We start from the raw sequence: 25,859 nt of genomic DNA, 5'->3' as shown, positions 1-25,859 counted from the left end.
TGGCTTTCATGAGGAGGACGTACCAGCAACGGATTTATTCCAGAAAAATTCAGAACTTCCTAGAAACCTGCTTTGGCAGCCCGTGCGACATGCAGTTTCTTGTAGCTCTCGATCAACCGCTGGTGCTTTTCCAATCCTTCCAGCTGCATGTTGGTTGGTTCAAGACCATGGAAACGGACTGTGCCGTCTATTGAGCCAACAACGGCTTCCATGGTTTTCTCGCCGAACATGCGAGTGAAGTTGGTGATGTAGTCGTCCATCTCCATTTCGTCATCCAGGGTGACCTCCAACGCTGCGTACATCGCCCTGTAGAAGAGGCCCCGCTCAACGGTGTTGTCGTTGAACTGAAGGAACATGTCGACGAACTCTAGCGCTTCTTCATGCCACTGCAGGGCAAGGCAGATCAGGATCTTCAGCTCAAGGATGGTGAGCTGACCCCAGACGGTGTTTTCATCAAACTCCACGCCAATCAGGGTGATGATGGTCATGTAGTTGTCCAACTGGCTGGCTTCCAGTCGCTCCACCAGATCGGCCAGTTGCTCCTCGTCCAGACGGTGCAGGTTGAGGATGTCTTCCCGGTAGTCCAGAGCCATGTTGGTGTTGTCCATGATCAGGTCTTCCACCGGGTACACCTCTGAGTACCCGGGAACCAGAATCCGGCACACCGGCGCGCCCAGTTCCTCATAAACCGCGACATACACTTCCTTGCCCAGGTCCCGGAGGATACCGAACAGACACTCCGCTTCCTCCGCGTTGGTGCCGGAGAAATCCCACTCGACAAACTCATAGTCGGATTTCGCGCTGAAGAAGCGCCAGGACACAACGCCGGTGGAGTCGATGAAGTGCTCCACAAAGTTGTTCGGTTCGGTGACGGCCAGGCTGTTGAAGGTCGGCGGCGGCACGTCGTTGAGACCCTCGAAGCTGCGCCCCTGCAGAAGCTCAGTGAGGCTTCGCTCCAGAGCCACTTCAAAGTTCGGGTGCGCGCCAAAGGACGCAAACACGCCGCCAGTGCGCGGGTTCATGAGCGTCACGCACATCACCGGGAACTGGCCGCCCAGGGAAGCATCTTTGACCAGAGTCGGGAAGCCCTGGGCCTCCAGCGCTTCAATGCCTTCCAGGATGTCGGGGTATTTTTCAAGAACCTCCCGGGGTACGTCCGGCAGAGCGATTTCCTCTTCGATGATCTGCTTTTTGACGGCGCGCTCAAAGATTTCCGACAGGCACTGAACCTGCGCTTCGTTCAGCGTATTGCCGGCACTCATGCCGTTGCTGAGAAACAGGTTTTCGATCAGGTTGGACGGGAAATACACCGTCTCGCCGTCGGATTTTCGCACGTAGGGCAGGGAGACAATGCCCCGGTCGGCTCTGCCAGAGTTGGTGTCGATCAGATTGGAGCCACGAAGCTCGCCGTCCGGGTTGTAGATGGCAAGACAGTGGTCATCCAGGATGCCGTCGGGCAGTTCGTCGGACGGCCCGGGCTTGAACCATTTTTCGTTCGGGTAATGGACGAACTCGCTGTTGGCGATTTCCTCGCCAAAGAACTGGTCGTTGTAGAAGAAGTTGCAGCTGAGCCGCTCGATGAACTCACCCAGGGCAGAGCAAAGGGCGCTTTCCTTGGTGGCACCCTTGCCGTTGGTAAAGCACATCGGTGAGGCCGCATCGCGAATATGCAGCGACCAGACGTGCGGCACGATATTCCGCCAGGACGCGATCTCAATCTTCATGCCCAGCTCCTCGAGGATGCTGGTCATGTTGGCGATGGTTTGCTCCAGGGGCAGGTCCTTGCCTTCGATAAAGGTCTGGCTGCCGCCTTCCGGCTGAGTCATCAACAGTGCCTGCGCGTCGGCGTCCAGGTTCTCGACGGTTTCAATCTCGAAGGTGGGGCCGGTCTGGACTACTTTTTTCACGGTGCAGCGATCGATCGAGCGCAGAATGCCCTGCCGGTCTTTTTCAGAGATATCCTCTGGCAGCTCCACGGAAATCTTGAAGATCTGGTTGTATCGATTTTCCGGGTCCACGATGTTGTTCTGGGACAGGCGGATATTTTCGGTGGGAATGTCCCGGGCGAGACAGTAAACCCGAACGAAGTAAGCCGCACAGAGTGCCGACGAGGCCAGGAAGTAATCGAACGGGCTGGGCGCCGAGCCGTCGCCCTTGTAGCGAATGGGCTGGTCCGTTACGACCGTGAAATCGTCAAACTTGGCTTCAAGTCTGAGGTTCTCGAGAAAGTTGACGTTGATTTCCATTACACAGAGTCCTGGATCGGAGAATTTGGCGCGCCATGGCTTTTAATGGCGGCCATTATCCAGTTTTTGCCCGCGTTCGTCTTGGTCGGTCTTCTACGGATAGGAGCAAAATCAGGATCGCAAGACCCGCCGCACAAGCACCGGACCCAGCAATTCAAAGATGATCGTGGAGGCGACAACCACCGGCAGTATGGTATCGCGTAGTTCCGGGAAGCGCTCTGCCGCCAGAAGTGCCATGCCAATAGCCACGCCCGCTTGTGGCGTTAGCGCAAGACCAATACTGCCGGGGAGCTTTTTGCCCCGGGCGGGTGCCACCCTGGTTGAGAGGTAGCCACCCAGAACGCGACCTGCCACACGAAGCGCAATGTAGGAAACGGTCAGAACGATTGCATCTGTTGCCTGGTAAAGATTGACGCTCGCCCCGGAGAGAACGAAGAAAAACACCAGGAACGGCCATTCAATGTGCTCGATTTCCCGGAATGACCGGGTGTGGTGATGTGACAGGTTGGCAACCAGGCTCCCGGCAACCATTGAGGCGAGCAGAGCCGATACTCCCATCGACGATGAGAACCCGGCGAGCAGCAGGATCAGCGCGATGGCCTCAACCTGCGTGGGTTCGCCGGGTCTTAAACGACCCGTGAGCCACACTGCCGGCAAGCCGATCGCGGCGCCCAGCAGAACAGCACCTCCCAGTTCCCATAGTGCATGCAGCAAGGCCAGCTCTGCTTCGCTACCGATCACCCAGCCGAGTGTGGCCATACTCAATCCGAAGACAACGATGCCCCAGGCATCATCAATGGCAACGATACCCAGCAGCACCTTGGGCAATAGCCCCGCTTTCCGGTTTTCCTTTACAGATTCGCTGACGGCCGCGGGGTCGGTCGCAACTGATATGGCCGCCAGGGTTATCGCCACAACAAGCGGGTATCCCAATGCGAGCAAACCTGCGCCCACCAGCAGGCCCCCACCGACAATCACGAAAAGTGACACAACCAGAATAAGTGGCCCCGTTCTTCGAAGCCGGCTCACCTTTAATTCGCTGCCCAGAAGGAAAGCGACCATCACCAGAGCCAGTTGGATCAGGGGTTCAGTCAACCCTCCGAGCAAGTCGCCGTCTCGCTGGCCCAGCCACACCTGATGAATGACCGCAATAACAATGCCCACCAACATCAGGATCGAGATGCGCGGCACTCTGGTGCGACGGGCGATCGTGTCTGCAAAAATACTGGCGGTCAGAATCACGCCAAGCAGGATAATGTTCACGGTTGCCTGCGAGGTTTGGATTGGCAGCCACTCGGGGAGTCGTTCGATCATCTGCGCCGTGGGATCCTTCTCGTTATGCTTGGACGTTCCGGGATGAAGAGCACATTAAGGGATTTTTCAGTAGGTTACTCGGCCTCCGCGAGCGCCAGCTCCACCGCCTGGGCAGCATGTATGCCAGTGGTATCGTACAGAGGCACAGGGGTATCGACCTGTCTGATCAGCAGGCCGATTTCAGTGCATCCTAAAATCACGGCTTCGGCGCCGCGCTCTGCCAGCGAGTCGACAACCTCAAGGTAGGCACGGCGGGAGTCGGCCACAATCTGTCCCAGACACAACTCCTCGTAGATTACCCTGTGAATCAGGTGCCTCTGGGGTTCATCGGGGATGACCACGTCAATACCTGCGTTTTCGAGGCGTTCCCGGTAAAACGCCTGCTCCATGGTAAACCGGGTGCCCAGCAAGCCAACGCGACTGATGCCATCCCGGGCCAGAACCTTGGCCGTGGCATCCGCGATGTGTAGCAAGGGAATGCGAAGCACCTGTTCAATCTCCGGCGCCACTTTGTGCATGGTGTTGGTACCGATCACCAGGAAATCGGCACCTGCCTTCTCAAGCGATAACGCGGCATCCGAGAGGATTCGGGCAGTGGCTCCCCATTCTCCCTTGTGCTGAAGCGCTTCAATGTCGGCGAAATCGACGCTGTAGAGCACAATCTTCGCGGAATGCAGGCCGCCCAGCCGAGTCTTCACGCCTTCATTGAGCAGGCGGTAATAGGTCTGCGTGGATTCCCAGCTCATGCCGCCGAGAAGGCCAATGGTTTTCATGATTAATCTCCGTATTATCCGCTGACCGTCACAATGATCAGTGCCACGGCATAGACCGAAAGCATCAGGGCACTTTCAAACCCGATCTTGCCAATTCCGTAGCGTTGGCGTCGGACCATCCCCATCAGCAGTGTGGCTGTCATCAGAATGCTTACCAGCCCCCAGGTCATTTGTATCGGGGTTATGTCGTGATAGATGGAACCGCCAGGGTAGCCCACATCGGCTGACGCGATCACCAGCATGTTAAAACAGTTGGTGCCGAAAATGTTGCTCACTGCCAGTGTCAGCGCGTTTCTGCGGATAGCGGCAATCGTGGTGACCAGCTCGGGTGAGGAAGTAGCCAGCGCGGTAAACAGGCCGCCAATCAGGGTATCAGACAGGCCCGTTTCGTCACTGATCACTTTGGCCCCTTCCATCAGTATCCATCCGGCGACGCCTGTAATGGCCGCCAGAATGATGAAAGTGATCCAGGCCTGGACAAGGCCGCCGCGAAGGTAATGGCCAGGCTTGTCGGGAACGGTCTGGCGGGTCAGTCGGGGAAACCACATGGGTTTACTGTCTGTTTTGCGAACCAGGTGAAGCCCGAACAGATACGCCGCCGTAATCACGGGTGTGATTGGGTGTATTCCCCAGAGTGAAACCGGTGGGCTGGCAATGGCCAGTAGCGGCAAGGCCAGCAAGACAATCAACAACGCAGCGAGCATCAGATTGGTTGAGGATGCGGCCGCGTGCTCCAGGTTCGCTTTGCGGTACATGATGTCGGCAATGCCCAGAAACACAAGGTTCGCCGCCATACTGCCCATCACATTGCTCATGGCAAGATCCGGCCTTGAATCCATGGCCGCGCTGAGCGTGGCAGCGAAGTCGGGCAGTGATGTCACGCCCGCCAGCAAAAAGATGCCGAACAATGCCTCTCCCAGACCCGTGCGATCAGCCAGTTCATCGGCTACCCGCGCGAGTCGGCTGCCGGCTGTCACAATAACAACGGATGCGATGGCAAAAGCGATGATGCCGGTAGTCAGTGATGGAAACACTTAAGGCTCCAGCCTGTTGTGATTGGTTGGGTTGCTCAAGGTAACTATAGCGGTTGGGGAATGGCCAGAGGGATTATCGGCGCCCAGAAAGAAATTCGGGCTTCTATAATAGAGTCAGAAAAAACAGGTACCAGGTTCAGAACACACGGGAGCGATGCATGAGCAATCTTATGGAATCTGTTGAACAGAGCTGTGATTCAGCCGATGCGCCGTGCAGCGCTATTGAGACGATCTTGAGCCCCAGGGTAGCCGATCTGGGAGGTTTTTCTGTCCGCCGTCTGTTGCCAACCGCAAAGCGAAAAATGGTCGGGCCCTGGATATTTTTTGATGAAATGGGACCGGCGGACTTCCCGGCGGGCCAGGGCATCAACGTGTTGCCTCATCCGCACATCGGCCTCGCCACGGTAACCTATCTGTTCGAGGGTGAGATACTGCATCGGGACTCCGTGGGGAGCTGCCAGCCCATCCGGCCCGGAGATATCAACCTAATGGTGGCGGGCAGCGGTATCGCCCATTCCGAGCGGGAGCGCCCCGAGATCACGGCCACGGACCACCGCTTGCACGGTCTCCAGCTTTGGCTGGCTTTACCGGAAACCGACGAGGAAACAGCGCCAGCGTTCCACCATTATTCCAACGATGATATCCCTTCATTGGAAATCGATGGCGTGCCGGTGCGAGTTATGATCGGCAGTGCTTATGGCGTAACGTCGCCCGTGCCCCAGTTCTGCAAAACCCTGTATCTGGAAGCCACCCTCGAAGCCGGCCAGACTCTGACATTACCCGAGGCGCCTGAGCGGGCGGTTTACATAGCGAGTGGGGCCCTCCAAGCCCATGGCTCCGAACTTCCTACCCATAGCATGACGGTCTTTTCGAGTGAGCCCGGTGTTGCCATCACCGCCACGGAGGATGCCCGTATTGCCATCATTGGCGGCGAGCCGTTGGGAAAGCGGTTTATTGAGTGGAACTTTGTCTCGTCCAGCAAAGCCCGCATTGACCAGGCAAGGGAAGACTGGCGAGCCGGTCGTTTTGAAAAAGTGGTGGGTGATGAGGAAGAGTTCATTCCCTACTAGCAGGCTATCTGGACACGTATCCTGGAGTCTCATGGCTTGGCTAAAGGGAAAAATCCCACGGCATTGCATGAGTTGTACGAGAAGGCCAAAAAGAAGAAGAAAAAGAAGAGTTGATCGCCACAGCAAAGTTCAGGCTGCGGCGATCAGAGATGTCAGGTTGACGTATCAGAAACGATACTTGGCGTTGGCATTCACAGTGCGCCGCTCGCCGTAGCCGCAGTCTGCGCCCTCAGAGCGGCACCAGGTGATGTACTCTTCATCGGCCAGGTTCTTGGCGTCTATAGTGAAATCCCAGTTTTGCCAGGTATAACCAATCATGGCGTCGTAGAGGGTAACGGAGGGAACAACGGGCCCGCCGCCTGAGCCAACGTTGTCACCCACATAGCGAACCCCGGCTCCGAACCGCCAATTGCTGGCGATGTAGAGCTGGTTCCACCAGGAGGCTTGACGCTCAGCTACATAGGGCAGGCGGTTGCCGGAGGCGTCGTCCCTTGCGTTCATATCGGTGTAGGCCAGTTGGGTTTCGAAACGCTGCCAGCGCTTGTTTACCTGCAGTTCCCAGCCGTTAATTACCGCGCCGGTCTGCTCCACACCGCCGGGGGTGCTGCCGTCGCTGACCCGGTTCTCCTGAGTGATGTCGAAGTAAGCAGCGGTGATGCCCAGGGACTGGTCCGGGGAAACGTACTTCACACCCGCTTCCTGCTGATCGCCAGTGGTCGGCTTAAGGGTATTTCCCGCGGCCGTGCCGTCGGTGCCCAGATTCAGGCTGAAGGCTTCTGCGTAGCTGATATACGGAGAAATTCCGTTATCAAACCGGTACATCAAACCTGCGCGACCGGTGGTTGCCTCTTCATCACTGACGGTGTCTGATCCGGACACGGCCAACCGGCGGTTCTCGGCCCAGTCGTGGCGGAGGCCGGCGGATACAACGACCGGCCCGATTTCGATGTGGTCGGCGACGTACAGACCGATTTGTTCGATCTCGTTGTCCGGGCGGTCTGACGGGTTGATAACACCGTCGTTCAGGTTGCCGTACTGCGGATCATACACATCGAAGGTGCCTCCAAGGCCGTAGCCGTAGAAGTAGTTGTCCTGTTCCCACAGGGCATCCTGGCGGTCGGCACCGATGATCAGGCGATGGCGGGTCATGCCAAGCTCAACGTCGCCTTCCAGGCGAGCATCCATGTTGAAAATTTGGGTTTCAGCGTCTGCCGTGTAAATGGTGCGGGGCACCTCGCCATTGGCATCTGGAATACTGGGAATCGTGATCCAGTGCTCGCGATTCTCGGTGCTGGAACGGGTGTAACGTGCCGTGGCAGACATCGCCCAGTTGGAATTCAGCTGATGATCGACAAACAGGGTAGCTTCGGTTTTCTCGCGGTCATAGCGATCCCAGCCTGGCTCACCAACGAACCGCTCGGAACCGATAAAGCCCTGCGAGCCGGGTTCCAGGGTGCCGGCCTGCGGCAGGAACTGGGCGGATACCTGGCCTTTGTTCTCCTGACGGTTCAGCAGCAGAGTAACGCTCGTGTCATCGCTGGCCCGCCAGGTCAGGGAAGGGGAGAGTACGTAGCCGTCGTCTTCCACATAATCCACCTGGGTGTCGCTGTCGCGCCCAAGTGCGATGAGGCGGTACAGCAAATCACCGCTTTCGTTGACCGGGCCGGTCACGTCCACTGCCAATTGCCTGCGATTGAAGGTACCGTACTGGGCCCAGATTTCACCGGCCTGCTCATCCTCCGGGAGCTTGGATACCCCGTTGATGATGCCGCCAAGATCGCTCTGGCCATAAAGCATGGACGACGGGCCTTTGAGCACTTCGATGCTCTCCAGGGCGTAAACATTGGAGCGAACGGTGTTGTACGAACCGTAGATCTGGCGCAGGCCATCGAGATAGCGGCCTGCGTCGACCCCGCGCACCTTTGCGGAATCAATTCGGGTATCAAAGCCAAAGTTTCCTGCATTTACGCCGGGTGTATAAAGCAGGGCATCCTGAATGTTCTTGGCCCCGGAATCTTCGATGAATCCGCGATCAACGATGGAGACTGAATAGGGTTGCTCTTCTACCGGAACATTGAGCTTGCCAACGGCTGGTGTCTTCTCCAGGGGCATGTAGTCGGGAGCAGTAATGGCGTCGGATACCACATCGAGTGCCTCGAGTGTGGTGGTTTCATCGGCCTGGGATTGTGCATTGGCCAGGGAACTGGCGCCGAGCAGGGAAGCGAACGCGACGAAACTGCAGCGCCGGGAGCTTGGGGCTTTCATGGGTGTTTACGCCTCTGTTGTTAATGCTGAGACGAATGATAACAATTATTATTAAAGTTACAAGAACTGATGTCTTTTTGCTTGCCCGGTTCAGTCCACAGTAAAAGACAGAATTCTTGAGATATGGCTGTACGGCAGGCCGCTCTCTTCGTGCCAGCGGTTAAAGACTTCCTGCGCCTGCATCAGCCCCTTCTTGCTGGTCGGCGAGGCATCCAGCACCTCCTCGCGGTGCAGCGCAGCAATCACATCGCGGGAAAGAATAAAGCCGTCCCAGCCCACGCGGCGCAGAAAATACTGGGCGCTGTTGCCGCCAAGCCGGGCTCCGTTGCGCTTTAGCCAGATAAGCAGGCCTGCCTGGTCACTACGTGGCCAGTTGGCCAGAAACTTGCCGAAGCTGCCGTGTTCCCGGGCGGTATCCACAATCATCCGGGCATTCTCGGGCACGGTCTGAATTTTCTGGGCGTTTCGTACGATCCGCTCATCGCTGGCCAACTGTTCAAGTACCTCGGGAGAAACCTGTTGCCAGTATAGGGGAACGAACCCCTCGAACGCTTCCTCAAACTTCGGCCATTTGTTCTCGATCACCCGCCAGACGAAACCTGCCTTGAAGATGCACCGAGTGATTTCCGACAGGTATCGGTCGTCACCCAGAGCTTCCAGCTCGCCGGGTTGGGCCACCTTGGGCAGCCGTGCGCGAACTTCGCTCTCGCCGCCTTTTTGAAGAACGGCCTGTTCGTAGATGCGGGAAAAGGGCATAACGGTCTCTGAATCAGTCCAGTCTGTTGAAGGATTTTCTCCGGCCAATGAGTGCAAGGCCATTGATCAGGGTGCCGAGCAATCCGAGTGCGGGACGCACAATCAATCGGAATACCCAGCTGCCGATGTACAACACGGGCAGCATCAGCAGCAGCCAACCGAAAAACTGCACCAGCTTTGTTGGGTAACCCAGTATTTCGGACATCTCAGCCAGAAGGTCATTGATAATACTCGGGTTCGTGACGAACAGGTACCCTACGCCAACCACGGCGGGCCATTTTGCGTAGCGGGCGGTTGCCATCAACATGCGGCCGCTGTTGGCAAGTCGTGCGCCAAGGGCGGCAGAGCGGGTACCCGCGGCGGCGCTTCTTGAAGAAACCGCAACTGCACGTCCTGCCCGCAGCACTTTCAGCGCGCTGGCAAAAACCAGAACATCCACCGATGCCCAGCCAACGTCAGCGGCGGACACGTCCTCACCTGTGCGGTACTGAATCTCCAGGTTACGAATGCCGCTGGCGAAAAACTGGTTGATATTCTCCAGCACCCGTTCCGTTCGAACCCAGATGATGTCGCCCTGATCGTTCAGCACGAATTGACCCAGAAAATCATGCCCCTCCTCCTGGATGAAGCGCACGGCATACCAGCCGCGCTCTTCCCGGGTCAGCTTTTCCTTCACGGGACGTTTTTGCTGGCCGGCAGTATCGGTGTCGGTTTTTTCGTCACCGGAAAAAAATTCCACAGCCGCCCGGTATCGAGCGGCCAAGTCGTTCATCAGCTCGATGGAGCCAATCGGGTTGCTCAGGAAATAGTGGATCGGCGGAAGGACGTTTTCGCCATAAAGCCTGAGAATGTCGCGAAATTCCGGCTCCGGCCCGTAAATTGGCAAGATCTCTCGGGTCATCTCCGGGTATCGTAAATAGGCCGCGCGGGCCTTCAGTAGAAGAAGCTCATCATCCGCCATATCCAGCAATGCGGCTTGCACTTCAAGAGGTTCCGATTCGATACGAGGGAACTCCGTGAGGGTATCTTCCGCCTGGATCTGGATCAGCCGTTCTTCAATCAGCATGGGGCGCGAACTGACAGTGGCTGTCAGTGCAATGACCGTTGCAAGCCCCAGTATCAGCAGAAGTTTTCTCATCATCGGTTGACCTGAATACTCACATGACCGATCTGGTTCCGGTAAGCATGCCTCATGGAAATCTCTGTGCAATTCAACTCAGGTTTTCACTGAAGCTAACCTGCAGCGGGGATGATTCCAAGGAAAGTTTCAAGAACTCTGCTTTTGTAGCCGGATCAACCAGCGACTAAGCTTTGAAGGTTAGCTCATATGTATACGACCGGAAATGCAGATCTTTCCCGGTTTCTCGTGGGTTGCTCTGCACTGTGGTCTGGCAGGAGAGGCGCGTGGCTGGAAAGCAGACGAAGCGTAGGTTTTTGATCAGAGAGGCGCGGGAAGACGATCTGCCCCAGATGGTTGGCTTCCTCGCCAAGTTGGCGCTGCATGTCTCGGGCGCTCCTCCCCACGATTTGAAAGAAAGTGAATACAAACGACTTCTGAGAACTCTGCATTCCTCTCTGGACGATCCCCACAGACGATTGATCGTGGCCGAAAGTAAAAGCGCGGGTCTGGTGGGCATGGGTTATGTTTATATCTGGAGAAGCCAGGGCATCTGGGAGCAGTCGGAACCGACAGAATTCAAGTCTGCTGTTATTGATGATATCTGGGTTGAACCGGAATTCCGGGGGCTTGGTATCCTGAAGGCATTGCTGCGCGACCTGGTGACGTTCGCGGAGGAACACCATGCCTCAGAGCTGATCCTCGAATACTCTGCGTCCAACAAGGAAGCCAAGGCCGCCTGGACCAAACTGGGGTTCAAACCGACCGGGGTGCGCGCGGCGGCATTCACGTCGGTGGTGAAGCAGGCGCTGGCGGAATGACAAGGACAAGAAAAGGAAACAGGCCATGATCGGCGATCGCACTATAAATGTGTTTTACGATGAGATCATGCTCGGGCACAACCCTGAGGTGGATCTACCGTTTATGCCCAGCCGGGTGGAGAAGCGTGTGCGCTCCATTCTTCAGGGGCTGGACTTCAAGTGGAGCTATCCGGAGCACCCGGGCCGAATAAGCGCCATCAAGGAGTATCTTGACGAAAACCCGGTTGACGGCGTTCAGTTCAGGTCTGGCGCACCTGCCGCTACCTATGATCAACTGGCTCGGGTACATACAACATCCTACCTTGATCACATATTCTCATTGGACGGAAAACGGGCCTGGCTTGATAAAGACACAACGGCTGTATCGCCCGATAGCATCAAAGCGGCCACCGCTGCCGCAGGCAACGCCATTGCCGCTGTTGAAAGTGTGGTTAAAGGGGAATGTGAAAGCGCCTTCGCCCTGATTCGGCCCCCCGGCCACCATGCTGAACCGGTCCGGGCCCGGGGATTCTGCCTGCTCAACAACGTTGCCATAGCTGCGGCCCATGCCCAGGCCAAACTGGGTTGTGAAAAAATCCTGATCATTGACTGGGACGCCCACCACGGCAACGGCACCCAGGACATCTTCTGGGCCGACCCCGACGTGCTGTTTTTCGATACCCACTGCGCGGCGCCTTTTTATCCCGGCTCTGGCCACCTGGAAGAGATCGGTGATGGCCTCGGGGAAGGCTACACCATCAATGTTCCCCTGCCGGAAACCGCGGGCGACGTCGCTTTCGAGAAAGTGTTCCGGGAGATTCTGATGCCGGCGGCCGATTACTTTGAACCGGATCTGGTACTGGTCTCTGCGGGCTTTGATCCGCACCGAAACGACATGGCCCTGAACCTCACCTACGATGGCTTCAAAGTGCTCACTGGCATTGTCCAGGCTATTGCCGACAAACACTGCGATGGTCGCTTGGCGCTGGTCCTGGAAGGTGGTTACAGCCTGAGTTCGCTGTCCAGGGGTGTGCACGCCGTACTCGAGGTGCTTGCAGGAGGGGAGGTGCCGGCGGTGCATGAAATAGGTGTACCGGAAGCTGAGGAGGCAGCGGAATTCCATCGGTCTGCTTTCAGTGATGAAGACTGACTCCTCATCGGCATGGAATGACAACGTCAGTCGGATGAAAACACCCGGCTGGCGGCTTCCACAACAATCCCGTGTCTCTGTGCCAGTTTCCACCGATCATCGTCGTAGCCGCCGCCAATGACCGTTGCCACTGGAATGCCCCGCCGTTTCAATTCGCTGAGTACCTGACAGTCCCGCTGGAAAATTCCCTCCTCGGAAATACTCAGCCTGCCGAGGGGATCATCCCTGAAAACATCGACTCCTGCATCGTACAGCACGATGTCTGGACGGGATTGCACAAGCGCTTCCTGTAGCGTCTCGCTGACAACTTCCAGGTAGGGCTCATCCTCAAGGCCATCCGGCAGGGCGACATCGAGGTCACTTATTTTTTTCTCGAAAGGGTAGTTACGCTCACAGTGAATCGAGCAGGTAAAGGCATTTGGCTCATTGGCCAAAAAGGCAGCGGTGCCATCACCCTGGTGTACATCCACATCGAAGATAAGCACACGATTAACGCCATCCTGCTGCAACAGCACATTGGCGGCGATCGCCAGATCGTTGAGGATGCAAAAGCCGGCAGCGTAATCGTAATGGGCATGATGAGTGCCACCGGCCAGATGACAGGCAATGCCATGCTGAAGGGCCAACTGGGCAGTCAAAACCGTGCCGGAAGGGGCCAGGAACGTGCGTCGAACGAGGCCCTTGCTCCAGGGCAGGTTCATCTGACGTTTCTCCCTTGCCGAGAGTTGATCGCCGGCGAACCGGGCAAGGTAATCCGGGCAGTGGGTCCGGGTCAGCCACGCCTGTCTACACGGGGCAGGGCGGAAGCCGTTGGCTTGAGTCAGAAGCCCCCGCTCGCGAGCGTAGTCAGCAAGAAGTCCGAACTTTTCCATAGGGAAACGGTGTTTGGCCGGAAACGGGAAGCTGTAGTCTGGATGGTGAACCACGGGTACGGGCATTGGATCGTCCGGGAGCGGTGTATTTACTGCGTCAGAACGTTATTCGGCGGGTACCGCTGCGATACCTGAATCGCACAGTGCTTGGATCTCCTTGCTGGAATACCCGCATTCTGCCAACAGTTCGGTGGTTTGCTCGCCCAGCCGTGGTGCCCCTTGCCACTGTTGCTCTGGTGTCGCCGAGAAGCGTGAAGGTGCCCGGGCCTGACGGAGCCGCCCAGCCTGTGGGTGATCATAGTTTGAGAGCAGGCCGTTCGCCTCGACCTGAGGATGGTCCAGCACTTGAGTTCGTGTTAACACCGGGGCGCAGGGCACTTGTTCGGCTTCCAGTTTCGCCAACCAGTGTTCGGCCGTATCGGTTTTTATAACCGACTGGATCAGCTCCAGCCTCGCATCAATATTCTCCTGGCGCAGCTTGGCTGTCATGAAGCGAGGATCCTCCGCCCACTCCGGGCGGTTCAGAGCACGAATGAGGGCTTGCCACTCCCGGTCGCTCTGAACCGCAATGGTGATGTAGCCCGTCGTGGTCTCGTAAATCAGGTCCTGAAGACTTGCTGCTTCCTGTTGTGGCACTTCGCTGTGAACGAAGGTCTGGCTGCCCATATCGGAGCTCCACAAAAACGCGATGATTGCGTCCAGCATGGATAACCGCACATGCTGAGCCTCGCCCGTGCGTTCCCGGGCGAACAGTGCCGCGGTGATGGCCTGGGCGGCGGTCACACCAGTGAGTTTGTCGGGAAGAATCGTTCTCACCAGTTGCGGGCGCAGCTCATCCGCGCCTGCCTGCACGGTGGCCAATCCCGAGAGGCCCTGAATCAGCGGGTCGTATACCGGTCGCTGGGAATACGGGCCGGTATCACCAAACCCACTGATCGATACCACGATGAGGTTCGGAGCCACCTTGCGCAGTTGCTCCTCACCAAGCCCCATCCTCTCTATGACTCCCGGTCGGAAGTTCTGCACAAAGACATCGGCCGTTGCCACCAGGCGAAGCAGTGCATCTCGGCCTTGCTGCTCTTTCAGATTTAATGCCAACGACTTCTTGTTACGGTTGTTGTTCAGATACAGCGCCGACACGTCCCCCTGCCGGTTGGCGGCGGAGCGAGTGAAGTCGCCGCCGGCCGGGTTTTCAACCTTGATGACCTCGGCTCCCTGATCCGCCAACATCATGGTAGCCAGCGGTCCGGAGATCATGGCGGTCAGATCGATAATGCGGATTCCGTCGAGCGGTCCGGTCATGGAAAAGAGCTCCTGTTTTGTTCTGAGGGCGCTCCCAGACGAGAGTGCACCACTCGGAAAAAGGGTTCGTACTCTAGACTTTATGCTGCATCTGAATAGTTGTTGATACGCAACAGAGAAGAAAATTCATCAAACCAGAGGAGCGCCAGTGTCCACCAGCGTCGAAATGAGTGAAATTTTTCTCGAGTACCCCACCGAATCCGGCAAGGTCGCTGTACTCAAAAATGCCTCTCTCATGGTGCCCCCCGGAGAAACACTGGCAATCACCGGACCCTCTGGCAGCGGGAAAACCTCGCTGCTTCTTCTGCTTTCTGGCTTGCAGCGCCCGACCAGTGGCGAGATCTTTGTGGGCGATCAGCGCCTCGGCGAGATGGATGCCAACACCCTGGCGGACTGGCGAAGTGAGCACCTTGGCATCATTTTCCAGTCCTTTCACCTGTTGCCGGGCCTGACGGCCCTCGGGAATGTCAGTCTGCCGCTTGAAATTGCCGGCGAGGAACGACCCCGGGAACGGGCGCTTGCCATGCTGGAGGCGGTTGGCCTCAGCCATCGTCTGCAGCATTACCCGGGGCAGCTGTCTGGGGGAGAGCAGCAACGTGTCGCGATTGCCAGGGCGCTGGTGCACCAGCCGAGCCTGCTGCTGGGGGATGAGCCAACGGGTAACCTGGATCATGAAACCGGCGAGAAAGTCCTTTCCCTGTTATTCGACCTTCACAAGGAGAGCAAATCCACGCTGGTGCTGGTAACCCACGACGAACGCGTTGCCGAGCGATGCCAGCATCGGGTTCGAATGGATGGTGGTCGTCTTTATGAATCGTGAAAGCCCTCGCCAAGTTCGTTCCACGAGCCCTATGTGGATGATCAGGTTCGCGATAACAGATCTGCGATCACGGATCTCTGCGCTGAAGGTCTTTCTGGCCTGTCTTATTCTGGGCGTCACCCTGGTAGCTGCGACAGCCAGCCTTTACCGGGTGATCGAACAGAGCCTGCTGGCGGATACCCGGGCGTTGTTGGGCGGTGATGTAGAGCTGGATACCAGCGAGCCCCTGCCGGATGAAGTGCTCGAGTGGATTCGGGCCACCGGCAACATTTCGCTGGTCCGGGAATTCGACACCATCGTGAGTGGCAGCGGCGGTGACGGATTTTTTCGGGCCGAGATACTGGTCCCGGATGCTCTGTATCCCCTCTACGGCGAACTGGAACTGGTTCCTGATGAATCCCTGCAGGCTCTGACGGCCCAGAAGCAAGGGCAGTGGGGCGCCATTATCGATCCACTGCTGGCAGAACGCCTCGGCCAGTCTGTTTTCGACCAGATCGAGATTGGCGCAGCCACCTTTCGGATCAGCGGTCTTATCAAGAAGCAACCTGATCGGAGCCTGAACGCCAACTGGCGTGGCCTGCCGATCATGATTTCTGAGCCGGCGGTTGAGGCAACCGGATTAATCCGACCGGGTAGCCGTGTGGATTACGAATACCGGGTGCAGACCGAGCAGAATCTCGACACCTGGCTTGAGCAATTCGAGCAGGCATTCCCGGACGCCCGATGGGAAATCACAACCTTCGCCGAGCGCAGCGAGCGAATCTCCGAGCGGCTGGACCAGATTGCTACAGCGCTCATCCTTATTGCTTTCACCACCTTGTTCATTGGCGGCCTCGGCGTTGCCAACAGTATTCACGCCTACCTTGATGAAAAGTTGGGCACCATCGCCACGCTGCAAACACTGGGCCTTCGCCGAAAACCGCTAGTGGGCATATACCTGCTGCAGATTGGCATTCTGGGTAGCCTGGCCGGACTTGTTGGGGGCGGCATCGGACTGGGGCTGTCCGCCCTGGCAGTTGGCGTGGCGGGGGATGCCTTCGCGCTGACGGGGCCAGACGGGGCGGGAGGCTGGTTGTCCTTGTGGATCATCCCCTTACTACTGAGCTGGTTGTTTGCCGTGCTGACCGCCTATGTGTTCGCTCTGCCGGCTCTGGCGCGTGCTCTGGCTGCTGCACCAGCGGGGCTTTTTCGAGGGCAGGTTCAGGCCGCCCCGAATGAACCCCGCAGTTGGCGGATTGCCAGTTACCTTTTGCTGGCAGTCTACATAGGCGCGACGCTCCTCTTGCTTCCGTCGCCCCATCTGGGATTCCTGTTCCTGCTGGCGGTAATCGGGCTCTGGGGGCTCCTGGAGGGTTTGATCAAGGGATTGCGCCGCGGTGCAAAGGCCCTGGAAAACGGCGGCTTCGCTGATCGCAGGTTTGCCCGGCGTCTGGCCCTGGCCAACCTTCACAGGCCGGATTCTCCCCTGCGGGCCACGCTGCTTTCTCTGGGTACCGCTCTCACGTTGGTGGTGGCTTGCACGCTGATGGTCACCACGCTCATGCGGGCCCTGGAAACAACGATACCGGAAGAGTCACCGGCGCTGATTCTGTACGAGGTGTTCCCGGACCAGATGGAACCGCTGCGAACAGGGCTGGAAGCCCTGGACAGCTCCAGCCGCGTGGAGCTGCTCCCGATGGTCCGTTCCCGGCTTGCCACCATCAACCAGCGGCCGATTGCCGAGGTGCTTGCCGACAACGCCGAAGCCAGGCGGGAAGCCATGGGGGATGAATACAAACTGAGCTATCTCTCCGGCAACCCAGAAGCTCTCGAATTGGTGGAAGGAAACTGGTGGACGTCGCCGGCCCCTGAAGGCGAGCCTGCCTACATGGCCATGGAGGATCGGGAGGCGTATCAGCTTGGCCTGGGGGTAGGCGATCAGCTCACCTTTACTGCACAGGATAAGAGCATCAATGTCGAAATCCGTGCAATCTACCGGCAAAAAGGACTCCAGACACGATTCTGGTTTGAGGGGATATTGCAGGAAGGGGCGCTGGACGACCTGATCAGTCTGTATGTAGGCGCGGTTTATCAGAGTGACGAGGCGGCCAAGGAATCCCAGCAATGGTTGGCACAGAACATCCCCAACGTGATCACGCTGCGGACGGCAGACTGGCTCGAAACGGCCGGGGACCTGCTGAACAAGGCTGCCGCGGGGCTTGCGGCGGTCGCCTCCGTAAGCCTTCTTGCCAGTTTGCTGGTGCTTTCCAGCGTGGTCAGTGTGAGTCGCAGGCGGCAGCTCTACGAGGCGAACCTGTTGCACTGTCTTGGCGCCCGACATGGGGCCATCAGGCAATCCATGTTGCTTGAAACCGGCTTGCTGACTGTTCTGGCAACGGTCTTCGCCACAGGGCTTGGCGCGTTAATTGCCTTACCCGTAGCTGACCTCGCCCTGAAGCTGCCTGCAGGTGATCTGTGGTGGGTTGGGGCGCTGGTTGCGGGTGTTGTCAGCTCTCTGGCGCTGTTGGGTGGACTCCTGCCCACGCTCAAGGCAATGCGGCTGAATCCTGCTGTTTTGCTCAGAGACAGTTAAAACGTCTTGCTGACGCAATAAATTCGTCTTTCAGGTAAATGAGGAGGAAAAGTTATTTAAATTATATACTTAAGATCGCCAAAAAATGCCGTTTGTTCGTTTTTTGGCCGGCATCACGAGTTGCAGGCTCAAAAAATCCGGTTATATTGAGAAAATTAAGGAAAATTGCCTACCAAATGGCAAATTTCAAAAATTTTCACTAAAACATCTACGGTAGTATTTTTACGTATGCTTTTTGCACATAACTCGTGTTGTGTAGGCATAACAGACACACACTTATCGTCCACAAAAGAAAAAGAGAGAAAAACTATGATTCGCAAACTTGCACCGCTGGTATTCGCTTGTGCTGCAGTCACCTCCGTGAACGCCACAGCAGACCAGCTGGACACCGTGATTCAACGTGGCACTCTGAACTGTGGCGTGGTTCTGGACTTCCCACCCATGGGGTACTTTGACGAGAACAACGAGCCGGCCGGCTTCGACGTGGATTACTGTAACGACCTGGGCGAAGCGCTCGGCGTCGACGTTAACGTTCTCAACCTCACCTGGGGCGAGCGGATCCCATCTCTGGTCTCCGGTAAAACCGACGTTGTTATCGGTTCCACTTCCGATACGCTGGAACGTGCCAAAACCGTCGGCTTCACCTACCCGTACTTCGTTTTCAAATTCCAGGTTATTGCGAACGAGGACAAGAACATTGAATCCTTCGATGACCTTAAGAACCTGAAGGTTGGTGCAGCACTCGGTACTACCTACGAAACCGAGTACCTCGCCTACGCTGAGCAGCAGGGCTGGGGCAAGGACAACTACACCTCGTTCAAGTCTGAAAACGACGCCTACCTGGGTCTGTACCAGGGCAAGGTGGACGCGATCATTTCAACCAACACGAACATCGCAACCAAGCTGCGTAGCGAAGAGTTTGCGGACTTTGAAGCCGGTCCCTATGTTCCCAACTACGACGACGTTGTTGGCATTATCGCCAAGCGTGACGAGGTGGCCTGGATCAACTACCTGAACCTGTTCCTGGTTCGCCAGATTCGCGATGGCAACATGAATGAAGCTTACAACAAGCACTTCGGCACCGATGCACCTGCCGATCTGATCCAGTCCCTCCGGGACAACAAGTAAGCGCCGAAGCGACGGCCGCCAGACAGGCGGCCGTTATTGCATTGGTTCCCGGGTCAGGCGCTCATTCAGCGGCGCGCTGCCCCAAAATTCTGATCGCAGCTCTGTTTCAAGGGCAGTGGTCGAGTTTCCTACCATTCATTAAATGGCCACGGTATGGACTACGAATTTCACTGGAACGTTGTATTCCAGAACATGCCCCAGCTGCTGAACGGTGCTTTCGTTACCTTGCACGTATCCGTTCTAGCCATGCTTCTGGGCATTGTGATCGCAATACTGTTGGCGATCGCCAAAATGAACAACACCAAGTTCTTCAGCCAGGTTGCCACGGTGTGGGTCGAAATTGCCCGGAATACGCCGGCACTGTTTCAGATCTACATGGCCTATTTCGGCCTTGGTGCGTTCGGGATTCACCTGAGCCCGTATGTGGCCGTGCTGAGTGCACTGGTCTTCATTAACGCGGGCTACCTCACGGAGACTTTCCGGGGAGGCTTCCAGTCGATTCCCAGCACCCAGTACAGCGCATCCAAGTCCCTGGGTATGACCAGCATCCAGTCGTATCGCTATATCATCCTTCCGCAGATGCTGAGGCGCATCTATCACCCGATGACCAACCAGTTTGTCTGGTCGATTCTGATGAGCTCTCTGGGGATTCTGGTGGGTATGAGTGAACTCTCCGGCACAACTCAGAGACTGCAGTCACTGTCGTTCAGAACGCTGGAGTTCTTCATCGTGGCGGCGGTTATGTACTTCATCATCACCAAGCTGGTGTTGTTCGGGTCATCGCTGCTTGCCCGTCGACTGTTCAAGGGGGAAATCTGATGAATTCCTTATTCACACCCCTTTCCTGGAGCGATAGCGGGCTGATCCTGACCGGTGTCTGGAACACCGTCATCATCTCTGTTGTGGCCATCGTCGTGGGTACCCTGTTGGGTCTGGTGGTCGGCTTCATCCGCTCCGAGAGCAACAAGGTGGTCAATGTGGTGTTCGGGGGCGTTCTGGACGTGCTCCGGAGTGTGCCGCTGATCATCCAGCTGATTCTGTTCTCGACCTTCGTTGGCGCAATGGGCAACCCCCTGGCGCCGTTTGTTGCGGGCTCCATTGTGCTGTCGCTTTATACCATGGCGTTTATGGCCGAAGTGTTCCGCGGTGGCTTCGAGAGTGTCAGCCCCTCAATGCAGACAGCGGCGCGCTCACTGGGCATGACCAAGTGGCAAACCATCTACCACATCCGGTTGCCCATCGGCCTGCGCGCGGTGTTCCCGTCCTGGCTGGGTGTCTCGCTCAGCGTTATCAAGGACTCGGCGCTGGTGTCGGTGATCGGTTACATGGAATTGCTGCGCACGTCAGAACAACTTATTTCAAGAACCCAGCAACCGCTCGAGATTCTCATAGGTGTTGGTATCTTCTACTTCATTATTTCGTACCCGCTTTCCCACTACGGCCGGTACGTTGAGAGGAAAATGGCAATATGATCAGTGTACAGAATGTCCATAAATCCTTCGGTGATCTTGAAGTGCTCAAAGGCGTGAGCCTGGACGTGCAGAAAGGCGAAGTGGTGAGCGTTATCGGGGGCTCCGGTAGCGGCAAGTCGACTCTGCTGTACTGCATCAACGCCATCGAGACCATCAACAGCGGCAAGATTCTGGTTGATGATGTGGATGTGCATGCCAAGTCCACCAACAAGGACAAGCTGCGCCAGAAACTGGGCATGGTGTTTCAGCAGTGGAATTCCTTTCCCCACATGACGGTACTGGAGAATGCGGCGCTGGCCCCCAGAATCGTCAAGAAAATGAGCAAGGAAGAAGCGATCGAGATTGCCAAAAAGGAACTGGAGCACGTTGGCCTGGGTGACAAGCTGGATGTGTACCCAACCAAGATGTCCGGTGGTCAGCAGCAGCGTCTGGCCATTGCCCGTGCCCTGGCCATGAAGCCCGACTACATGCTGCTGGATGAGGTAACCTCTGCGCTCGATCCGGAGCTGGTGGGCGAGGTTCTCGATACACTTCGCCTGTTGGCGGAAGAGGGCATGACCATGATCTGCGTAACCCATGAAATGGGCTTTGCGCGGGATGTGTCCGACCGGGTGGCCTACTTCCACCAGGGCGTGATTGCGGAGATTGGTGAAGCCAGGCAGGTGATTACCGATCCGCAGAACCCGCTCACCCAGAAGTTCCTTTCAAAGGTACGCTAAAAAGTCGCCACAGTCGTGGTGCTGGTTGGGGGAGTTTTTGGACCCGCTTCCCCAGCCATTTTTACGTGTTAGTTCCGGTTTTTCAGAACCTCATAAATTTGCGATATCGCGTCGTCCTGCCCCTCTTGTTCCATCATATCCTCGAGTAATTCCAGCACCCGTTTCTCATCGTTACTGCGGAGTCCTGGCCAGTAAACATAGGGCACCAGATCCGGATTGCGGATAAAGAACAGCGCGGTTTCTTCCGGCGCGTTCGCAATGTCGCCCCGTAAGCCCAGGGTGAAATGGCGGCCCTCATTGCCCTGCAGTGTTACCAGAAGTGAGTTGTCCCGTTCAATGAACCGGCTTTCCTCAACTGAAATAGGCTCCGCAAGGTCGGGTACTGATGTGATGTAATACTGAAAACCCAGGAATGCCACCAATACAACAAGCAGGATGGCCAGGGCAGTGGATTTGATCATTGAGTGTCTTCCGTTCGGGGCAAGCGTGCCTCAATCCTTTTTCATCAGGTACTCCGCCACCGCTTGATAGGCGGGCAGAGAGGTTGGGTCTATCTTGCTGTTACTGGCATTTGGAAACGATGCGAAGCGTACCAGAACCATGTCGGCGGTGGGGTCAATGTAAATGGTTTGCCCGTGCACGCCTCGAGCGGCATAAGCGCCATTGGCATTGTGGAAGATCCACCACATGCCACGGTAGCTCCCGCCGGGGAGGGTTTTGTAGCCAGCCTTGGCAAAGGCCTTCTTGTCGCCGCCGGCCTCAATTGCATTCACCACAGATTCAGGAAACAGTTGCTGGTCTTTGTACTGGCCCTTGTTCAGCATCAAGAGGCCAATCCTGCCGAGATCCCTGAGCCCTGCGCTCAGGCCGCCGCCCGCGAATGGCGTACCTTTGGCGTCTATCGTCATGTAGGCGTCCTGTTCAGTGCCCAGGGGTTGCCACAGGCGATCGGAAAGGAGATCCGCCACGCTCTTACCGCTTACCCGGGAGATGATCCAGCCGAGGGCATCGGAATTGACCGTCCGGTAGCCGAACGCATCGCCGTGTTCGCCGTTCTGCTCAACGGTTTGCAGGTACTCGAAATAACCCTCCGGCCCGCTGTAATCGGAAGGCTTTGGCAAGGGGCTGGCGGCGGCAGAGTACTGCCAGATGTCTGCCTCGGGATCGGCGTAGTTTTCGCTGTAATCCAGCGCTGTGGTCATATCCATCACTTGTCGAACCGTCGCAGTGCCGAAGGCACTGTCGCGCAACTCGGGTACAATCGTGGCGACTTTGGACTGGTCATCAAGTTTGCCCTCAGCGACCAGGATTTCTGCCAGCAAGCCGGTGAGGGACTTTGTCATCGACATGGCCGCGTGTTTGCCGGCTTCGTTCAGGCAACCGTTGTAATACTCATACACAATCTTGCCATGATGCAGGATCAGTAGCCCGTCGGTGTAATTGGCAGACAGAGACTCCTGCCAGCCCATGGGAGTGTCGCTACCAATCGGCGTGAATGAAATGCTATTGATGCCATTGTCCGGGGCGTAGGGCAGAGGATCCGGGGCACCTATGCCACGACTAACTTGAGTGGTAGGGAGCAGCTCCCGTATGTGACACACCGTCCAGCGCAGTTTCGGAAAGCTGAAGTAATTGCTTTGCGGTTGCCCGATCAGTTTATCGTCTGAAGGTGGAAAACCGGTCATCCATTGCAATGCTCCCGGGTCAGATGCTTCAGCGCTCATCGGAGCTGAAGCCTGGGTAGTGGCCCATGCGCCTGGAATGCTTAACGCGAAGAGCATCAGGGCGTGAACAGGATTGAAGCCGGGCATGTCCATTTACCTCGCAAAATTCGTTACATGGCCCTGGAGAAGACCGAGAACGGCAGGGCCTTCAAGACGTAACTCAGTGGCGTCCATGGCCACCAGGGCACGTAGGAGCGGCGTTTTTCTGAATCGATGGCTTTAACCAGGGCCTTCACACCGGTTTCCAGATCCACCCGGAAGGGCGCGTTCTTGGTATCCCGGTTGATATCCGTAAGAATGTAGCCGGGCATGATGTTGCTGACGTTGATCGGCTTGCCCTTGGTATCCAATTGCAGCCCTTCTGCCAGGGACGCCACCGCAGCCTTGGTGGCAGCGTAAACGTTCAAGGGCCCGCGGAAACCACGCACACCGCTGACTGAGGACATCAGCACCAGGTGGCCGCTGTTCTGCTCGCGGAAGATCTCCATGGCTGCCTCGCTCTGGGCAATGGCCGCGATGAAGTTGGTCTCGGCGGTGTGTCGGTTTGCAGCGAAGTGTGCACGGCCGATAGGCTGGGAACTGCCAATACCCGCATTTACGACTACCCGATCAAGACTGCCCAGCTCATCCCGGAACGCGCGGAACACTTCGAATACCTGATCGTAATCGCAGACATCGAGACCGCGAACCAGCACTCGGATATTGGGGTTGGCCTGCTGCAATTCCCGTTGTAGCGCCTCCAGCTTGTCGGCCCGCCTTGCGCAGAGCGCCAGGTTGCATCCCTTGGCAGCCCATTCGCGGGCCATACCTTCCCCAAGACCAGTGCTGGCACCGGTAATCAGAATGTTCTTTCGCATCAGTTATCCCCTGGAGTCGTTCGTGTTATTTGCGCTCACAGTACCATGATCGAACGCTCAGGGGATTGACTGAAATGCAGACCTGTACTGACCAATTCTTTCAGTGTGGCCCGTTACTCCACCATGACCGTGATCCTCTCGGAGACCACTGGCGGGTTGTGCGGAACATGCATGTGGTCACCTACGAGAAGCTGTAACGTGTGCTTTCCCGGCGATAGCGTGATCTCGGTTTCGGTTTGCCCGCCGCCGAAGTGCTTGACGTGATCCGTAGCGGGAAGAGGCTGGCTCAAATCCGACGGTATATCGGTATCGATCAGCAGGTGGTGGTGCCCGGTGCCTGCTTTCTCCACACCGGCGGGCGCCACGCCCATGTTCCGCAGGCCAAAGACAACTTTGAAGGTTTGGTCAACGGTAGCGCCATCGGTTGGCTGGACAAAATACACACCGGCATTGGCCGGGGCTTCAGATTTCATGCTCTCTGCCAGCGCTGGTAAAGGCGCGATCAAAAGAGCTGAAACCAGCGTAATTACGATCCTGTTCATCTCATTTCCTCCTTGGGGGATGCCCCACATGAGTATAGTTGAGGAAGTGAGCTTATGGCGGTCCCGCCATAGCGAACCTCCGAAATGCGACTCCGTTGCGCTCAACCGTCTGCTCCCCAACAACTTTGAATCCTTGAGACTCAAAAAACGGACGTGCCTCCAGGCTGGCGTCTGTTGTTAGCTTTGTGACTCCGCTGGCAGCCAGGCGCTGCGATGCTGCCTTGTAAAGCAAGGAGGCGACGCCTCTGCGGGAAAACGAAGGCGCGGTGAACAGAAACTCAATATGGCCTGCGGAGGTGAATGAGATAAAACCCGCAAGAACACCCCTGGATTCAGCGACAAGTGTTTTCACGCCTGAGAGGCGGGAACGCCATTGCTCCAGGTCTGGCGATCGTGGTGCCCATGTTGCCAGTTGTTCCGGCGTGTAGCTCTTGGAAGCAATTTGATGCACGGAATCCGTGAACAGAGCGACGATGTCAGCCAGGTCCTGGTCTGCGAAAGGTCTGGTATTCATGGTTTGGTCAACGCGCCTTTGCAATGGCTATGCGCTTCGTGGCGCAAACATGATGATCGCCATGCCGAGCAAGGCAACGCCGGAGCCCAAAAGGTCCCAGGCGGTCGGCCTGATGCCATCAACAGCCCATAGCCAGAGAATGGCCATGAAAATATATACGCCGCCGTAGGCCGCATAAACCCGCCCGGCTGCCGTTGGATGAAGAGACAGCAACCAGGCAAATGCCGCGAGGCTCAGAGCCCCAGGGACCAGTAGCCAGATGCTCTTGCCTTCACGAAGCCACAGATAGGGCAGGTAGCAGCCAACGATTTCAGCCAGGGCGGTGATGAGAAAGAGGCCCACGGTTTTCAGTTCAGGCACCGAGGTCTACCTCCAGTCCTTTTCGCAAAGATTCAAGACTATCTGGCCCTGACTCGAGGCGAGCGGAATCTGCGGAATCACGCTCCCAGGAGGCAGCTGAGCCCATGTGAAGATGCACCTTTACGGCCGCTTTAAATGACTCCTCCATGAGGCCAGCAGGAACCCAAAGCAACTCCATGCCCCTCAGTTGGTTTGGCACAGGGCTACCGCAGACAGAGCAAAAATCACTGCGATACCCTGTCGGCTTCTGGAAAGAAGAGATTTTGTCCTGACCAGACATCCAGCGAAAGTTCTCCTGCTCTACAAACGTTGCCGCATTCGCCGACGAACCTGTTGCCCTACGGCAGAGGGAACAATGGCATTGGTAAAGGTTCGGGACATCGCCTTTGATTTCGAACTTCACGGCGCCACAAAGACATTCGCCTTTCATCGTTAATTCCTTGTCGTACAGA

General features: G+C 56.8%; 25 protein-coding genes. 9 read left to right on the top strand and 16 right to left on the bottom strand.

Annotated features, from left to right (window positions below; genetic code table 11):
* Nucleotides 1-59: 59 nt before the first annotated feature.
* The 4 genes from WA411_RS12775 to WA411_RS12760 all read right to left on the bottom strand — a co-directional run bounded on the left by WA411_RS12775 (nucleotide 60) and on the right by WA411_RS12760 (nucleotide 5,367).
* Nucleotides 60-2,246 carry an OsmC domain/YcaO domain-containing protein gene (locus tag WA411_RS12775; RefSeq protein ID WP_291907665.1) on the bottom strand — a complete coding sequence of 729 codons (2,187 nt, stop codon included), beginning with the start codon at nucleotides 2,244-2,246 and terminating at the stop codon, nucleotides 60-62.
* Nucleotides 2,247-2,357: 111 nt separating this feature from the next.
* Nucleotides 2,358-3,560 carry a cation:proton antiporter gene (locus WA411_RS12770; RefSeq protein WP_291907663.1) on the bottom strand — a complete coding sequence of 401 codons (1,203 nt, stop codon included), beginning with the start codon at nucleotides 3,558-3,560 and terminating at the stop codon, nucleotides 2,358-2,360.
* A 74-nt stretch (nucleotides 3,561-3,634) separates the two neighbouring features.
* Nucleotides 3,635-4,333 (bottom strand): aspartate/glutamate racemase family protein, encoded by a 699-nt coding sequence (locus WA411_RS12765; RefSeq protein WP_291907660.1) that lies wholly within the window; start codon nucleotides 4,331-4,333, stop codon nucleotides 3,635-3,637.
* Nucleotides 4,334-4,347: 14 nt separating this feature from the next.
* Nucleotides 4,348-5,367 carry a sodium:calcium antiporter gene (locus WA411_RS12760; RefSeq protein ID WP_291907657.1) on the bottom strand — a complete coding sequence of 340 codons (1,020 nt, stop codon included), beginning with the start codon at nucleotides 5,365-5,367 and terminating at the stop codon, nucleotides 4,348-4,350.
* Nucleotides 5,368-5,525: 158 nt separating this feature from the next.
* On the opposite strand from WA411_RS12760, the gene WA411_RS12755 reads away from it, so the two are divergent.
* On the top strand, nucleotides 5,526-6,437 hold the full coding sequence (locus tag WA411_RS12755) for a pirin family protein (RefSeq protein ID WP_291907654.1): 912 nt from the start codon (nucleotides 5,526-5,528) through the stop codon (nucleotides 6,435-6,437).
* Nucleotides 6,438-6,602: 165 nt separating this feature from the next.
* Here WA411_RS12755 and WA411_RS12750 read toward each other — a convergent pair whose 3' ends face one another.
* The 3 genes from WA411_RS12750 to WA411_RS12740 form a co-directional block, all read right to left on the bottom strand.
* Nucleotides 6,603-8,702, bottom strand: coding sequence for a TonB-dependent siderophore receptor (locus WA411_RS12750; protein ID WP_291907651.1), 2,100 nt, complete (start codon nucleotides 8,700-8,702; stop codon nucleotides 6,603-6,605).
* A 90-nt stretch (nucleotides 8,703-8,792) separates the two neighbouring features.
* Nucleotides 8,793-9,458 carry a DNA-3-methyladenine glycosylase I gene (locus WA411_RS12745; RefSeq protein WP_291907648.1) on the bottom strand — a complete coding sequence of 222 codons (666 nt, stop codon included), beginning with the start codon at nucleotides 9,456-9,458 and terminating at the stop codon, nucleotides 8,793-8,795.
* A 13-nt stretch (nucleotides 9,459-9,471) separates the two neighbouring features.
* The gene (locus tag WA411_RS12740) at nucleotides 9,472-10,599 is read right to left on the bottom strand and encodes a hypothetical protein (RefSeq protein ID WP_291907645.1); all 1,128 of its coding nucleotides are present in this window, start codon (nucleotides 10,597-10,599) and stop codon (nucleotides 9,472-9,474) included.
* A 263-nt stretch (nucleotides 10,600-10,862) separates the two neighbouring features.
* On the opposite strand from WA411_RS12740, the gene WA411_RS12735 reads away from it, so the two are divergent.
* Entirely contained in the window at nucleotides 10,863-11,396 is a 534-nt protein-coding gene (locus WA411_RS12735) for a GNAT family N-acetyltransferase (RefSeq protein ID WP_141697237.1), read from the top strand.
* Between the two features lie 25 nt (nucleotides 11,397-11,421).
* A complete protein-coding gene (locus WA411_RS12730) occupies nucleotides 11,422-12,525 on the top strand; it encodes a histone deacetylase family protein (RefSeq protein WP_291907642.1) in 1,104 nt (367 codons plus the stop codon).
* Between the two features lie 26 nt (nucleotides 12,526-12,551).
* Here WA411_RS12730 and WA411_RS12725 read toward each other — a convergent pair whose 3' ends face one another.
* Together WA411_RS12725 and WA411_RS12720 are read right to left on the bottom strand one after the other, a co-directional pair.
* Nucleotides 12,552-13,463 carry a histone deacetylase family protein gene (locus tag WA411_RS12725; protein ID WP_291907639.1) on the bottom strand — a complete coding sequence of 304 codons (912 nt, stop codon included), beginning with the start codon at nucleotides 13,461-13,463 and terminating at the stop codon, nucleotides 12,552-12,554.
* Nucleotides 13,464-13,502: 39 nt separating this feature from the next.
* The gene (locus WA411_RS12720; protein WP_291907636.1) at nucleotides 13,503-14,699 is read right to left on the bottom strand and encodes a CaiB/BaiF CoA transferase family protein; all 1,197 of its coding nucleotides are present in this window, start codon (nucleotides 14,697-14,699) and stop codon (nucleotides 13,503-13,505) included.
* Between the two features lie 166 nt (nucleotides 14,700-14,865).
* On the opposite strand from WA411_RS12720, the gene WA411_RS12715 reads away from it, so the two are divergent.
* The 6 genes from WA411_RS12715 (at nucleotide 14,866) to WA411_RS12690 (ending at nucleotide 21,410) form a co-directional block, all read left to right on the top strand.
* Nucleotides 14,866-15,519 carry an ABC transporter ATP-binding protein gene (locus tag WA411_RS12715; RefSeq protein ID WP_174805057.1) on the top strand — a complete coding sequence of 218 codons (654 nt, stop codon included), beginning with the start codon at nucleotides 14,866-14,868 and terminating at the stop codon, nucleotides 15,517-15,519.
* A gap of 31 nt (nucleotides 15,520-15,550) precedes the next feature.
* Nucleotides 15,551-18,091, top strand: coding sequence for an ABC transporter permease (locus WA411_RS12710; protein ID WP_291907633.1), 2,541 nt, complete (start codon nucleotides 15,551-15,553; stop codon nucleotides 18,089-18,091).
* 309 nt (nucleotides 18,092-18,400) lie between these two features.
* Nucleotides 18,401-19,219, top strand: coding sequence for a transporter substrate-binding domain-containing protein (locus WA411_RS12705; protein WP_136632295.1), 819 nt, complete (start codon nucleotides 18,401-18,403; stop codon nucleotides 19,217-19,219).
* A gap of 153 nt (nucleotides 19,220-19,372) precedes the next feature.
* Nucleotides 19,373-20,038, top strand: coding sequence for an amino acid ABC transporter permease (locus WA411_RS12700; RefSeq protein ID WP_069184657.1), 666 nt, complete (start codon nucleotides 19,373-19,375; stop codon nucleotides 20,036-20,038).
* Nucleotides 20,038-20,691 (top strand): amino acid ABC transporter permease, encoded by a 654-nt coding sequence (locus WA411_RS12695; RefSeq protein ID WP_069184658.1) that lies wholly within the window; start codon nucleotides 20,038-20,040, stop codon nucleotides 20,689-20,691. The genes WA411_RS12700 and WA411_RS12695 overlap by 1 nt, the downstream gene beginning before the upstream one ends.
* Nucleotides 20,688-21,410: an amino acid ABC transporter ATP-binding protein gene (locus WA411_RS12690; RefSeq protein WP_069184659.1), complete on the top strand. Its 723-nt coding sequence runs from the start codon at nucleotides 20,688-20,690 to the stop codon at nucleotides 21,408-21,410. Before WA411_RS12695 ends, WA411_RS12690 begins: the two co-directional genes overlap by 4 nt.
* A 68-nt stretch (nucleotides 21,411-21,478) precedes the next feature.
* Here the strand turns inward: WA411_RS12690 and WA411_RS12685 are convergent, their stop codons facing one another.
* The 7 genes from WA411_RS12685 to WA411_RS19090 form a co-directional block, all read right to left on the bottom strand.
* Complete coding sequence (locus WA411_RS12685; protein ID WP_291907625.1) at nucleotides 21,479-21,871, bottom strand: hypothetical protein; 393 nt, start codon at nucleotides 21,869-21,871, stop codon at nucleotides 21,479-21,481.
* Nucleotides 21,872-21,901: 30 nt separating this feature from the next.
* Nucleotides 21,902-23,221 (bottom strand): serine hydrolase domain-containing protein, encoded by a 1,320-nt coding sequence (locus tag WA411_RS12680; RefSeq protein WP_291911279.1) that lies wholly within the window; start codon nucleotides 23,219-23,221, stop codon nucleotides 21,902-21,904.
* Between the two features lie 23 nt (nucleotides 23,222-23,244).
* On the bottom strand, nucleotides 23,245-23,991 hold the full coding sequence (locus tag WA411_RS12675) for an SDR family oxidoreductase (RefSeq protein ID WP_291907620.1): 747 nt from the start codon (nucleotides 23,989-23,991) through the stop codon (nucleotides 23,245-23,247).
* 113 nt (nucleotides 23,992-24,104) lie between these two features.
* Entirely contained in the window at nucleotides 24,105-24,533 is a 429-nt protein-coding gene (locus WA411_RS12670; protein ID WP_291907617.1) for a DUF4399 domain-containing protein, read from the bottom strand.
* A 52-nt stretch (nucleotides 24,534-24,585) separates the two neighbouring features.
* Complete coding sequence (locus tag WA411_RS12665; protein ID WP_291907616.1) at nucleotides 24,586-25,047, bottom strand: GNAT family N-acetyltransferase; 462 nt, start codon at nucleotides 25,045-25,047, stop codon at nucleotides 24,586-24,588.
* Between the two features lie 27 nt (nucleotides 25,048-25,074).
* The gene (locus WA411_RS12660) at nucleotides 25,075-25,407 is read right to left on the bottom strand and encodes a YnfA family protein (RefSeq protein ID WP_291907613.1); all 333 of its coding nucleotides are present in this window, start codon (nucleotides 25,405-25,407) and stop codon (nucleotides 25,075-25,077) included.
* On the bottom strand, nucleotides 25,400-25,837 hold the full coding sequence (locus tag WA411_RS19090) for a GFA family protein (RefSeq protein WP_366674043.1): 438 nt from the start codon (nucleotides 25,835-25,837) through the stop codon (nucleotides 25,400-25,402). The genes WA411_RS12660 and WA411_RS19090 overlap by 8 nt, the downstream gene beginning before the upstream one ends.
* Between the last annotated feature and the right edge of the window lie 22 nt (nucleotides 25,838-25,859).

The sequence above is a fragment of the Marinobacter sp. CH_CUG1437-1 genome, from assembly GCF_037029655.1.
GTDB lineage: Bacteria > Pseudomonadota > Gammaproteobacteria > Pseudomonadales > Oleiphilaceae > Marinobacter > Marinobacter salsuginis.
Note: the sequence above shows the minus strand (reverse complement) of the source record. Positions and strands in the feature narration are given on the sequence as shown.